13 protein-coding genes are annotated in these 13,201 nt (G+C 46.7%); all 13 read left to right on the top strand.

Features of this window, described 5'->3' with window-relative positions:
• Positions 1-138: 138 nt before the first annotated feature.
• Complete coding sequence (gene efp / locus ACN08Z_RS06550) at positions 139-702, top strand: elongation factor P (protein WP_419101667.1); 564 nt, start codon at positions 139-141, stop codon at positions 700-702.
• Positions 703-722: 20 nt separating this feature from the next.
• Positions 723-1,133: a transcription antitermination factor NusB gene (nusB, locus tag ACN08Z_RS06555; protein WP_419103754.1), complete on the top strand. Its 411-nt coding sequence runs from the start codon at positions 723-725 to the stop codon at positions 1,131-1,133.
• A 217-nt stretch (positions 1,134-1,350) separates the two neighbouring features.
• Positions 1,351-1,926, top strand: coding sequence for a bifunctional pyr operon transcriptional regulator/uracil phosphoribosyltransferase PyrR (gene pyrR / locus ACN08Z_RS06560; RefSeq protein WP_419103755.1), 576 nt, complete (start codon positions 1,351-1,353; stop codon positions 1,924-1,926).
• A 6-nt stretch (positions 1,927-1,932) separates the two neighbouring features.
• The gene (locus ACN08Z_RS06565; RefSeq protein ID WP_419103756.1) at positions 1,933-2,934 is read left to right on the top strand and encodes an aspartate carbamoyltransferase catalytic subunit; all 1,002 of its coding nucleotides are present in this window, start codon (positions 1,933-1,935) and stop codon (positions 2,932-2,934) included.
• A 9-nt stretch (positions 2,935-2,943) separates the two neighbouring features.
• Positions 2,944-4,269, top strand: coding sequence for a dihydroorotase (locus tag ACN08Z_RS06570; protein WP_419103757.1), 1,326 nt, complete (start codon positions 2,944-2,946; stop codon positions 4,267-4,269).
• Positions 4,270-4,272: 3 nt separating this feature from the next.
• Entirely contained in the window at positions 4,273-4,794 is a 522-nt protein-coding gene (locus ACN08Z_RS06575; RefSeq protein WP_419103758.1) for a hypothetical protein, read from the top strand.
• A gap of 53 nt (positions 4,795-4,847) precedes the next feature.
• Positions 4,848-6,008 carry a glutamine-hydrolyzing carbamoyl-phosphate synthase small subunit gene (gene carA / locus ACN08Z_RS06580; RefSeq protein WP_419103759.1) on the top strand — a complete coding sequence of 387 codons (1,161 nt, stop codon included), beginning with the start codon at positions 4,848-4,850 and terminating at the stop codon, positions 6,006-6,008.
• Positions 6,009-6,034: 26 nt separating this feature from the next.
• A complete protein-coding gene (carB, locus tag ACN08Z_RS06585; protein ID WP_419103760.1) occupies positions 6,035-9,367 on the top strand; it encodes a carbamoyl-phosphate synthase large subunit in 3,333 nt (1,110 codons plus the stop codon).
• The gene (gene pyrF, locus ACN08Z_RS06590) at positions 9,360-10,223 is read left to right on the top strand and encodes an orotidine-5'-phosphate decarboxylase (RefSeq protein WP_419103761.1); all 864 of its coding nucleotides are present in this window, start codon (positions 9,360-9,362) and stop codon (positions 10,221-10,223) included. Before carB ends, pyrF begins: the two co-directional genes overlap by 8 nt.
• 220 nt (positions 10,224-10,443) lie before the next feature.
• Complete coding sequence (gene mihF, locus ACN08Z_RS06595) at positions 10,444-10,758, top strand: integration host factor, actinobacterial type (RefSeq protein WP_419103762.1); 315 nt, start codon at positions 10,444-10,446, stop codon at positions 10,756-10,758.
• A 12-nt stretch (positions 10,759-10,770) separates the two neighbouring features.
• The gene (gene gmk, locus ACN08Z_RS06600; RefSeq protein WP_419103763.1) at positions 10,771-11,349 is read left to right on the top strand and encodes a guanylate kinase; all 579 of its coding nucleotides are present in this window, start codon (positions 10,771-10,773) and stop codon (positions 11,347-11,349) included.
• Between the two features lie 151 nt (positions 11,350-11,500).
• Positions 11,501-11,905 carry a DNA-directed RNA polymerase subunit omega gene (gene rpoZ, locus ACN08Z_RS06605; RefSeq protein ID WP_419103764.1) on the top strand — a complete coding sequence of 135 codons (405 nt, stop codon included), beginning with the start codon at positions 11,501-11,503 and terminating at the stop codon, positions 11,903-11,905.
• A gap of 31 nt (positions 11,906-11,936) precedes the next feature.
• Complete coding sequence (gene coaBC / locus ACN08Z_RS06610; protein ID WP_419103765.1) at positions 11,937-13,175, top strand: bifunctional phosphopantothenoylcysteine decarboxylase/phosphopantothenate--cysteine ligase CoaBC; 1,239 nt, start codon at positions 11,937-11,939, stop codon at positions 13,173-13,175.
• The last annotated feature ends 26 nt before the right edge of the window (positions 13,176-13,201 follow it).

Genomic DNA, 13,201 nt, shown 5'->3' on the forward strand with positions numbered 1-13,201 from the left:
GGCTGTGTGTTCTGGCACAGGGGAGCATCTATTTTATGTTTCTTCGTCCAATACAGCTGTCTTTATCTCGTTGAAGCGTTACAATGGCTAAGAATCATTTGATTATTGATAATTCCCATATATTTGAAGGAGAGTCGGTTGGCTACTACCGCTGACATTAAGAACGGCGTTGTACTTAAGATTGATGGTAACCTCTGGTCGGTTATCGAATTCCAGCACGTCAAGCCAGGAAAAGGTGGAGCGTTCGTTCGTACCAAGTTGCGTAATGTAACCTCCGGCAAAGTTGTCGATCGTACGTTTAACGCTGGCGCAAAGGTCGATACTGCTACTGTTGATCGTTCTGATTATCAGTATCTCTATCAAGATGGTGATGATTACGTTTTCATGGACGTAAAAACTTACGATCAGATTAATGTTCCTCAGGTTGTTGTTGGTGACGCAGCAAATTATCTTCTTGAGTCTCAGGTTGCTACTATCGCGATGCATGAGGGTGAGCCACTATACATTGAGCTTCCTGCATCTGTTGTTCTTGAGATTACGTACACTGAGCCTGGCCTTCAGGGTGACCGCTCTACCGGTGGCACAAAGCCTGCAACAGTTGAGACTGGTGCTCAGATTCAGGTTCCACTCTTCTTGGAGACTGGCACTAAAGTTAAGGTTGATACTCGTACCGGTGAGTATCTTGGTCGTGTAAACGACTAGAAGAACAGGGCATAAAATACGTGAATTCACGAACTAAAGCTCGATTGAGAGCAGTTGAAGTTCTTTTTGAAGCTGAGCAACGAGATGATGAGATTCTAGACGTATTGACTCGTCGTCGTTTACATACTTCCGCGCAGATTTCTACGTACTCTGAGCAGATTGTGCGCGGTGTACAAGAACATGACGAAGAGATTCGTGAGTATATCGAAACGTACTCTCAGGACTGGACCATGGACCGTATGCCTAGCGTAGATCGCATTCTTTTGCGTATCGGAGCATGGGAACTTCTCTATAATGATGAGGTTCCAGATCTTGTTGCTATTTCAGAAGCAACGGGACTGGCTCGGGTGCTTTCGACTAACGATTCACCTAAGTTCATCAATGGTCTTTTGGAGCGGTTGCGTCAAGTTAAACCTACGCTTCTTGCATAAAAGTATCTTTCAACGGTGGGGTGGCTACACTATGTGGCCACCCCACCGTTTTATGCGTGGTGACGTGCTGATTTACCGGATAACTTCATCGTTTTTCTCAAAAACTTTTCTCAAAACATCTCTTCTTGCAGGTTTGCCAAGATAAAACATGATAGATTGCTCCATAAAGCAAGCAACCTTTAAGTCCGTCCTGTGAGGCGGGGAAGGAGGCCGGCAGATGAGTGAACTCTACCCAGTGATGGGTCGCACCATTCTTAACGAAGCCGATATTAACCGTGCCTTGACACGTATTGCTCACGAAATCCTTGAAGGAAATCGTGGTGCAGAAAATCTTGTCCTTGTGGGGATTCAGCGCAAGGGCGCACCATTAGCGCAACGCTTAGCAGAAAAGATTGCGCGCACTGATTCGTCTTTTAATCCTCAGCTATGCCTCGGTCAATTAGATATTACAAAATACCGAGATGATCTCAATTCAAAACCTGAGAAGACTCCTTTACCAACAGTTCTACCAGCATCCGGTATTAACGGTAAAAATCTCGTGCTCGTCGATGATGTTTTATACTCCGGAAGAACGATTCGAGCAGGTTTAGACGCTCTCAAAGACTATGGTCGCCCTGCTTGTGTCCGTCTAGCTGTTCTCGTTGATAGGGGACATCGCGAATTACCTATTCGTGCAGACCACGTTGGTAAAAACCTTCCCACCTCATCTGAAGAACTTGTTCGTGTATATCTCGAAGAAATTGACGGTTGCACCGATCGCGTTGAGATTTTGCACCCTAATAGCGGAGAATAAAAGACCATGCGTCATTTACTAGACACTAAAGAATTAACTCGCGAAGAAGCGATAAGTATTCTCGATACCGCCGATTATATGGCAGAAGTGGGCCGGCAGGAGGTGAAAAAACTTCCTGTCTTACAGGGCCGTACCGTGGTAAATCTCTTCTTTGAAGACTCTACTCGTACTCGACTTTCTTTCGAAACAGCCGAAAAACGCCTCGGCGCCGACATCATTAATTTTGCTGCTAAAGGTTCTTCTGTTTCTAAAGGGGAATCTCTCAAAGACACTGCTCAGACCTTAGCTGCAATTAATGCTGACGCGTTTGTGATTCGGCATAGCGCATCAGGGGCACCTCAGCGTTTAGCAGAAGCTGGATGGACCAATATTCCAGTTCTTAATGCTGGCGACGGTACACACGCTCACCCAACACAAGCCCTTCTTGATGCGATGACACTTCGACAGTTCCAGCATCAGCTATCAGGTATTCCGACTCAAGGTTCTGCACTTGAGGGAATGCGTGTCGCTATTGTTGGCGATATCCTTCACTCTCGTGTTGCTCGTTCAAACCTCTGGCTTCTACACACATTAGGAGCAGAGGTTATTTTTATAGCACCGCCTACTCTTTTACCTCATGATATTGATCATTGGCCAGTTCAGGTGTACTACAACTTTGATCAGGCCTTAGCGCATGGTGTTGATGCGGTAATGCTACTTCGTATTCAAAAAGAACGTATGAATGCTGCGTTCTTCCCTAGCGTTGAAGAATACGCCCGATTATGGGGGCTTACCCCTGAACGTTTCAAAGCTTTAGAACGTTCGGGAGAACAGACAGCCGTTCTACATCCGGGCCCAATGAACCGCGGGCTTGAGATTAGTTCTCTTGCAGCAGATTCTTCACAATCGTGGGTTCTTCGCCAGGTCAATAACGGAGTCTCTGTGCGCATGGCGGTGCTCTATATGCTAATGACTGGCCAAGACGGCAGCGAACTTTACTCTTCAAATAACACACAGATTCACCCATAGCGAGAAGATATGACACAGAAATACCTCATTAAAAATGCTTCTATTCTTGGCCAAGATACAGCAGATATCCTTATTGAGGCCGGAAAGATTGTGCAGATAGGTACAGCATTGACAGCTGATGATGCTCACACCATTGAAGCACAGGGGCTCATTGCTTTGCCTGGTCTTGTCGATTTGCACACCCATTTGAGAGAACCGGGCCAAGAAGATGCTGAAACGGTTGAATCTGGAACTCAAGCAGCTGCTTTAGGTGGCTATACAGCGGTTTTTGCGATGGCGAATTCTCAGCCTGTGGCAGACAGTGCAGGAGTTGTTGAGCAAGTATATGATCTTGGAAAAAAAGCAGGCTGGGCGCAAGTCTATCCTGTTGGCGCAGTAACCGTAGGTCTCAAAGGAGAACGTCTTTCAGCAATCGGTGCGATGGCAGATTCTCGTGCTCAAGTACGGGTTTTCTCTGATGATGGTATGTGTGTATGGGATCCGGCACTGATGCGTAGAGCCTTAGAATACGTCAAGACTTTTGACGGAGTCATTGCTCAACATGCGCAAGAACCTCGGTTAACCGAAGGCGCTCAGATGAATGAAGGAAAAGTTTCAGCAGAACTTGGTTTAGCAGGATGGCCTGCTGTAGCTGAAGAATCCATTATCGCTAGGGACGTTCTTTTAGCTGAACATGTTAATTCTCGTGTGCATATCTGCCATCTTTCAACACGTGGGGCAGTAGATATTGTGCGCTGGGCTAAGTCTCGTGGTGTTCAGGTGACGGCTGAAGCAACACCTCATCATTTACTTTTGACCGAAGAACTTGTCCGAAGCTACGACCCTGTATATAAGGTGAATCCTCCTTTGCGAACCGAAGAAGACGTTATGGCTCTCCGTCAGGCGGTTGCAGATGGAACGATCGATATTATTGGCACAGATCATGCTCCGCACCCAGTAGAGTCTAAAGATTGCGAATGGGCTTGCGCGGCAAATGGTATGACCGGTTTGGAACAGGCATTATCAATTATTCAGAAAACGCTTGTTGATACTGGTCTTATTGGTTGGGAGCGTGTTGCAGAAATTATGAGTTTCCGTCCTGCTCGTATTGGCAGTGCAACAGGTCAAGGACGTCCCATTGCACCAGGCGAGCCAGCACATATCGTACTTTATGATCCTCAAGCAACACGCGTTATCAACTCAGCTGAACAGGCGACACGAGGTAAGAATAATCCGTACCAGGGGTTAGAAGTTCCAGGTGCTGTTCGTGCAACCTTCTTTGCCGGTCATCCTACTGTTTTAGAGGGGTCTTTAGCGACGCCGCGCCGACAACCAGCAGAGGGGAACAGCCTCTAAACTATGTCAAAATATTTTTTCCCCACGCTTGTATGTATCGGTGTTGTTGTCTTAGCTTGCCTTTTGATGTGGCGTGGCTGGTCGGCACGTAAAAGACGTCAAAGTGAGCTAGGCCCTTTAGCACCGGTACCAGAACGTTACGATGAGTTACCGCCTGATGCGGTTGTTTCTGGGACGTATATTGTTACAACGCTATTAGGGGATTGGTTAGCCCGCGTTGCAGTGCACACTTTAGGTGTTAAATCTCGGGCTGAGTTATTCATTTTTGATGAAGGACTTGTTTTAGCCAGAGAAGGTGCACAACACCTATGGATTCCTTATCGCGATGTTATTGCAGTACGCCAAGAGTCAGGCATTAACGGAAAGTTTGTTGAGAAGGATGGTCTTCTCATCATCTCCTGGATGCTCAATAGCACTGCTGTCGATACGGGGTTTAGGCTATTGCACCCGCAAGAACAAGAAAATATTCAGAAAGAAATTCTTCGAAGAGCACCTCAGGCGAAGGATTATCTTCCAGCTCTTTAGCCCTCAATGATTGATGCGAATTATCGCAAAACACTATATAAGGAAGTTAGTTGATGTCTAATCTAACTCAGCACCAGCCCGCTCTTCTCGTATTAGAAGATGGCACGGTTTACCATGGACAGGCTTATGGAACAGTAGGAAAGACTCTGGGTGAGGCCGTCTTTTCTACGGGTATGACCGGTTATCAAGAAACTCTCACTGACCCTTCTTACGCTGGTCAAATTGTGGTGCAGACTGCTCCTCATATTGGAAATACTGGTGTTAACGCTGTGGATGCGGAATCACGTCAAGTGTGGGTTGCCGGTTATGTTGTACGAGATGCTGCTCGACGTCCTTCAAATTGGCGTAGTGAAGGTTCTCTCGACGATTATCTTTCAGCGCAGGGAATTGTAGGTATTGAGGGGATTGATACTCGTGCCCTCACCCGTCATTTACGTTCTGCTGGGGCAATGCGTGCTGGTATTTTTTCGGGGGAGTACGCACAACGTCCGGTATCTGAGCTGTTGACGATGGTGCAAGAGTCTGAGCCGATGCAGGGACGACAGCTAGCGGAGAGTGTTTCTTCTGAACAAGCGTATACCGTTGAGCCGCAAGACTTCGGGTGGGAGGGCCCCATTCAAGGGGTGTTAGCAGCTCTTGACTTAGGTATTAAATCGATGACTCCCGAACAGTTCGCACGTCGTGGTGTTCGTGTTCATGTTTTGCCTGCTTCATCAGACTTTGAGGCTATTCAGGCGGTCAAACCTGACGGCGTGTTCTTCTCAAATGGCCCAGGAGACCCCGCTACTGCCAACCAGCAGGTTGAACTTCTACAACAGGTTCTTCGTTCTTCTATTCCGTTCTTTGGTATTTGCTTTGGTAACCAATTGTTAGGTCGTGCCTTAGGTTTTGGTACATATAAGTTGCCTTTCGGTCATCGTGGGATTAACCAACCTGTTCTTGATAAGACAACAGGCAAAGTAGAGATTACGGCCCAAAACCATGGCTTTGCAGTGGACGCACCTCTTGATGAGGTGGTGACGGCTCCATGTGAGGAATTTGGTCGTGTTGAGGTTTCTCATATCGGCCTCAACGACCGTGTTGTTGAAGGATTACGTTGCTTAGATATTCCAGCCTTCTCAGTGCAGTATCATCCGGAGGCTGCGGCTGGGCCACATGATGCAGCGTATCTTTTTGATCGCTTTATCGATTTGATGAAACAACACCAGAACTAAGAAACTCACAAAGGATTTTGTAAACAATGCCACGTAGAAAAGACCTCAACTCTGTGCTCGTTATCGGTTCTGGCCCTATTGTGATTGGGCAGGCAGCCGAGTTCGATTATTCCGGCACTCAGGCGCTTCGAGTTCTCAAGGAAGAAGGAATCCGAGTGATTCTTGTGAACTCAAACCCCGCGACGATTATGACTGACCCAGAGTTTGCTGATGCAACATATATTGAACCAATCAGCGCAGAAGTTATTGAAAAAATTATTGAAAAAGAGCGTCCTAACGCGATCTTGCCAACTCTTGGTGGGCAGACAGCCCTCAACGCCGCAATTGACCTTGACCGCCAAGGTGTTTTGGCAAAGTATCAGGTAGAGCTGATTGGTGCGAATATTGAAGCTATTAATCTTGGTGAAGACCGAGAAAAGTTCAAGGGTGTCGTAGAACGTGCTGGTGGTGAGTCTGCTCGCTCGGTCATCGTTCATAGCATGCCAGAAGCTTTGGCGGCAGCTGAAAAACTAGGTTACCCGATGGTGGTGCGCCCTTCCTTTACGATGGGCGGTTTAGGTTCTGGTATGGCTTATAACGAAGAAGACTTATACCGTATTGCCGGTGCTGGTATTCAGTACAGCCCCACGAGTGAGGTTCTTTTAGAAGAATCTATTCTTGGGTGGAAAGAATACGAGCTAGAGATGATGCGTGATAAGAACGATAACGTTGTTGTTATTTGTTCTATCGAGAACTTTGACCCAGTAGGTGTGCATACGGGAGATTCCATTACTGTTGCACCAGCGTTGACCCTTACTGACCGTGAGTTCCAAAAGCTTCGTGATATTTCTATTAACGTTATTCGCGAGGTGGGTGTTGATACGGGTGGATGTAATATCCAGTTTGCGGTGGATCCTCATAGTGGTCGCGTTATCGTCATTGAGATGAACCCTCGTGTGTCTCGTTCTTCTGCTTTGGCATCTAAAGCGACAGGGTTCCCTATCGCAAAGATTGCGACAAAGCTTTCATTGGGGTACACCTTAGATGAAATCCCTAATGATATTACGCAGAAGACTCCGGCATCTTTTGAGCCAACCTTAGATTATGTTGTTGTTAAAGTTCCGCGTTTTGCATTTGAGAAGTTCCCTGCAGCTGACCCCACGCTAACAACAACGATGAAATCGGTCGGTGAGGCGATGGCATTAGGCCGTAACTTTACGGAGGCTCTGCAAAAAGCAATGCGTTCTTTGGAGCAGAAGGGGGCAGAATTCAGTTTTGATATTTCTTCTGCAACCGAGGAAGACCTCGATCAGTTACGTCAGCTTTGTGCCCGTCCGACGGCAGAGCGTATCCACTATGTTCAACAAGCGTTAGCTCTTGGTCTTGGGGTTGAGGAGCTCTACCAGCTTACTGGTATTGACCCATGGTTCTTAGACCAGTTGGTGTTGCTCAATGAAGTAGCAGAGAATATTCGTGAGCATAAAAACCTTGATGAGCAGACTCTACGTCTGGCGAAGAGACATGGTTTTTCTGATGCGCAGATTGCACATATCGTGGGTTCCTCAGAGGAAGTTGTTCGAGGTATCCGCTATGCCTTAGGTATTCGTCCGGTCTTCAAAACGGTTGATACTTGTGCTGCAGAGTTTGAGGCTTTTACTCCGTATCATTATTCTTCTTACGATATGGAAGATGAGATTGCTCCTCATGAAAAGCCGTCTGTGATGATTTTGGGTTCTGGTCCTAACCGTATCGGTCAGGGTATCGAATTCGATTATTCTTGTGTTCACGCCTCACTGGTGTTGCGTGAAGCGGGATATGAGACGGTGATGGTTAACTGCAATCCGGAGACAGTGTCAACTGATTACGATATTTCAACCCGTCTGTATTTTGAGCCTCTCACGCTCGAGAACGTTTTAGAAATTATTGATGCAGAACGTCGTACTGGTGGTCTTCTTGGGGTGTTCGTTCAGTTGGGTGGGCAGACTCCGTTGAAACTAGCTCAGGCATTGAAAGAAGCCGGTGTGCCAATTCTTGGAACTTCACCTGAATCTATTGATTTAGCAGAAGACCGTGGTGAGTTCTCTCGAGTTCTTGAAGAAGCTGAACTGATTTCACCAAAGAATGGTACCGCTTTTACGTTTGAGAATGCTCGTCGTATTGCTGATGAGATTGGTTATCCAGTGTTGGTTCGTCCTTCCTATGTTTTGGGCGGTCGTGGCATGGAGATTGTCTATGAGCCAAAACAATTGGCTCGTTATCTTGAGAACGCCACCGAGGTTTCGCCTTCACAACCTGCCTTGATTGATAAGTTCCTTGAAGACGCTATCGAAATTGATGTGGATGCTCTTTATGATGGTGAGCAACTTTATCTTGGTGGCGTGATGGAGCACATTGAAGAAGCTGGTATTCACTCTGGCGATTCAGCATGTACTTTACCTCCTATTACTTTGAGCCCTGACACTATTGCTCAGGTGAAGGAAGCAACGCTTAGGATTGCTCGTGGTGTCAACGTTCGTGGACTGATTAATATTCAGTTTGCGGTGCAATCTGATGTTTTGTATGTGATTGAGGCTAATCCTCGTGCTTCGCGTACGGTTCCTTTTGTGTCAAAGGCTACAGGCGTTCAATTAGCTAAGGCAGCAGCGTTAATTGGTATGGGCAAGAGTATTGCTCAGCTACAGTCTGAAGGTGTTTTGCCGGTCACCATGGATGGAGCTTCTTTGCCTTCAGATACTGCTATTGCGGTTAAAGAAGCAGTGCTTCCTTTTAGTCGTTTCCGTACCCCTGAAGGTGTGGTCGTGGACTCGTTGCTAAGCCCTGAGATGCGCTCTACTGGTGAGGTGATGGGCTTACATCGACATTTTGATACGGCTTTTGCGAAGGCAGAGAGTGCTGCTGGTGGGGCGTTACCTGTTGAAGGCAAGGTTTTTGTTTCTATTGCTAATAGGGATAAGCGTCATGCGATTATTTATGTTCGTATGTTGCAAAGTCTTGGCTTTGAAATTATTTCTACCGGTGGTACGGCACAGGTGTTACGTCGTAATGGTGTTGATTCGGTGGTTGTTCCAAAGATTGCTGAAACTACAGCAGATGAGAAATCCATTGTTCAGATGATTACTGAGGGTGAAATTTCGTTGATTCTTAATACGCCTTCCGGTGGTGAGAATGCCCGTGGTGATGGGTATGAGATTCGTGCCGCAGCAACCTCTGTTGGTTGCCCTGTGATGACAACAGTCTCGGAGTTTGGGGCGACAGTACAGGCTATTCAGGCGATGCGTGAGCACAGCTGGGATGTGATGACTTTACAAGAACATAGTGCTTCGTTAAAGGCTGAGCAGATGCGTCGTCTCAGTGAGTCTGAGGAGTTGGCTGATGCGTAATTCGTGTGTAGGTTTTGGCGATGTGCTGTTTCAGAAGATGGAGCAGTATGGGCCGTTATGTGTGGGTATTGATCCTCATCCTCAGCTTTTGCAGCAATGGGGGTTGCCTATTAGCGCTGATGGTGTAGAGCGTTTTTCGCAGTTAGTTCTTCAGGCATGTGCTGGAAAAGTTGCTGCCGTCAAACCACAGGTTGCTTTTTTTGAGAGCTATGGTTCAGCTGGTTTCTTGGCTTTAGAGCGTTGTATCAAACAGGCGCAGAGTCTGGGGCTATTGGTGATATCTGATGCGAAGCGTGGAGACATTGGTTCTACGATGAGTGCTTATGCTCATACGTGGTTGGATGATTCTTCGCCTCTTGCAAGTGATGCGCTGACTCTTAGTCCATATCTTGGGTTTGGAAGTTTATCTCCGGCCTTGGAACTTTCTGAGTCTCAAGGACGTGGGGTTTTTGTTCTGGCGTTGACGTCTAATCCTGAGGGTAAGAGCGTCCAGCATCGTGGGGGAGAGCGTTCTGTTGCTGCTGAGGTGATTCGTTCTGCTCAGGAGAGAAATGCTGAGCAGTCGTGGCAACGGATGGGCTCTTGTGGTCTCGTTGTTGGTGCGACAGTGGCTGATGCTTTAGATGTACTATCGATTGATTTGTCTGGTTTTAACGGTCCGATTTTAGCTCCAGGGTATGGTGCTCAGGGTGCTACGGCTGAACAATTGTATGAGGTTTTTTCTGGTTGCCAATCGCAGGTTTTAGTGAATTCTAGCCGTGGGGTTTTGTCTCGGGGTCCGTCTGTTGAGGGGCTTATTGATGCGATTGAAAGTTCGCAAGAAAATCTCAAAAATAATTTAAATGACAGAATATAATAATTCGTCGTTTATTAGGAGTGATTGGTCTAAATAATCTGACTTAATCTGAGTATCATCTAGTAGAAATATCCAGTAACGTCCCCTAAAGTGTTAGATTAATACACGTCAAAGGTGGTTTGTTCAGCACCTTGCATACCTTCGTATCGGGTGCTGAACAAACCACCAAAAGACAGGTTCGCAAATATAACACGTCACATTTACGCTAAGGGGAATTAGCATGGCACTCCGCCCACTCACCGAAGAAGAACGCGCAGCAGCTCGCGAAAAAGCTAAAGTTTCTCGCACCATTCGCGCTGAGGTCAAAGAATCTCTCAAAAAACGTGAAACAACTATCGCAGAAGTTCTCAAACGTGCTGATAATGAAGAAGCTGTGAGTAGACTAAAAGTAACAGATTTGCTAATGGCCCTTCCAAGCATTGGTGAGATTCGCGCTAACGCAATTCTTAAAGAACTCAATATCGCGCCGTCCCGCCGTTTACGCGGATTAGGTGTACACCAGCGACGCGCATTAATCGACTTCCTCGAACGCTAAAGGCGGTTTTCAATGACTGAGAGCACTACACCTCGACTCACTGTTTTAGCAGGACCTACCGCCGTAGGTAAAGGTACTGTTTCGCAGTATATTCGTGAGAATTATCCAGATGTATGGTTCTCAGTTTCAGCTACAACACGAGATCCGCGCCCTGGTGAAGAAGAAGGCGTACACTACTATTTCGTGTCCGATGAAGAATTCGATTCGATGGTAGAGAACCGCCAAATGCTTGAGTGGGCACAGGTTCATAATAAATATCGTTATGGAACCATGAAGAATATGGTCACTCGTGCTCTTGAGTCGGGAAAACACGTCTTATTGGAGATTGATTTACAAGGTGCTCGTCAAGTGCGTAACAGCATGCCAGAAGCTCGACTTATTTTCCTCGCTCCACCAAGCTGGGAAGAACTTGTTCGACGCTTAGTTGGACGCGGTACAGAGTCTGCTGAAGAGCAACAACAACGTCTAGATACCGCAAAAATTGAGTTGGCTGCTGAACCCGAGTTTGATCATACGGTAGTTAACGACACCGTTGCACAAGCTGCTCAAGAGATTATTGAGCTTATGGGTCTGGAAAAAACCTCAGCATAAAACTTCTACGAGGGGTGAGAATCTTTGCACTGAAGATTCTCACCCCTCATAATATTTTTTATCGTAGAGTGCAATTTATCGGGCTTTTAGATATACTTATTTTTTGTCTTAGGCAAGTTTCTCTCTACGAAGCTTGCTGGTTGTCAATCTTATGGGAGTATTCGTGGCTAACGCACACAATGAAGAAGGAATCATCAACCCTAGCGCAGATGAGCTACTTGAAAAAGCAGAGTCTAAGTATGGTCTGGTGATTTTTGGCGCTCGTCGTGCCCGCCAGATTAACGCATACTACTCTCAGATGCACGAAAACCTTTTCGACCACGTAGGTCCTCTCGTCGATAGTGAACCTAACGAGAAGTCACTTTCTGTTGCAATGCGCGAAATTAACGAAGGCCTAATTGAAGCTCGTCACGTTAACGAGGGAACCTTCGATGAAAACGGTGATCTCATCCCTGAGGAAGCTCCTTCAGCTTTCTTGACCGGAGGGTTCTACACTGAAGAATACTCTGAATCAGCACCTATCGTAGAATACGTAGACGCCGAAGACTCCGAATAAGGTTTTCGGCTTCTGTCAAGAAGAGCGCACTATGCGTATAGTTATCGGCATCGGAGGAGGCATCGCGGCGTATAAAGCCACGTCCCTCCTTCGTCTTTTTTCAAAAGCAGGGCATGAAGTCATCGCGATGCCCACAGAAACTGCCCTAAACTTTGTAGGTAAAGCAACTTTTGAAGCTCTCAGCGGCAACCCTGTAGCAACTTCTGTTTTTGAGCGAGTACCTGAAGTAAACCATGTCAAGCAAGCAGAAGATGCTGACGGTATTGTGATTGCACCTGCTACAGCAGATCTTCTCTCACGGTTAGCTTCTGGTCGCGCTGATGATCTTCTTAGCGCAACAGTACTTACCACCCACGCCCCAGTGATTCTTGCTCCAGCAATGCATACCCAGATGTGGGAACATCCTGCAACCGTGCACAATGTTCGAAAACTTCAAGAATACGGTTACCACGTTATTGAACCAGCAATTGGACGGCTCACGGGAAAAGACTCAGGTATTGGCAGAATGCCAGAACCTGAAGATATTTTTGAACAAGCCCTCAATGTTCTCAACCGCAATGTTCCAGACGGTACAGGCAACCAACCCTTTACCGGAAAACACATTGTGATTACTGCAGGTGGAACTCGAGAGCCTTTAGACCCGGTACGTTTCTTAGGTAATCGCTCTTCTGGTAAACAAGGCGTAGCTTTGGCACGAGTAGCTCATTCTCTCGGTGCACGGGTTACTCTTATTGGTGCCCATCTACAAGTGCCCGTTCCCTCTACTGTAGAGCGCGTTGACGTTTCAACAACTGAAGAACTACGCCAAGCAGTTCATCACCATAGTGAGGGAGCGTATGCTCTCATCATGGCGGCTGCAGTTGCTGATTTTCGTCCAGCGCATTATGCAGAATACAAAATTAAGAAAACGGCGAATGACGACGAAGCCCCGACGATAGAGCTTGTCAGAAATCCTGATATTCTGCGTGAGATGGTTCAGCGAAAAGAGCGCTCTGATCCTCAAGCGCCGAAGATTATTGTTGGTTTTGCCGCCGAAACGGGTAGCCAAGAAAAGACTGTGCTAGAGCTCGGTCGTGAAAAGCTACAAAGAAAAGGGTGCGACTATCTTGCAATCAATCAGGTAGGAAAGACAGTTGGCTTTGGTACCGACACCAATACGGTGACGCTACTCTCACAAGATTTAGCTACTGCCATTGAGGTGAGTGGCTCAAAAGAAGACGTTGCTCAAGCCTTATTACTCCATATAGCGCAATATGTGCACAAAAATTAATATTTTTCTTTTATCCCGTCTAACTA

Origin of the sequence: Rothia sp. P7181, from assembly GCF_048513015.1 — a bacterium.
Taxonomy (GTDB): domain Bacteria; phylum Actinomycetota; class Actinomycetes; order Actinomycetales; family Micrococcaceae; genus Rothia.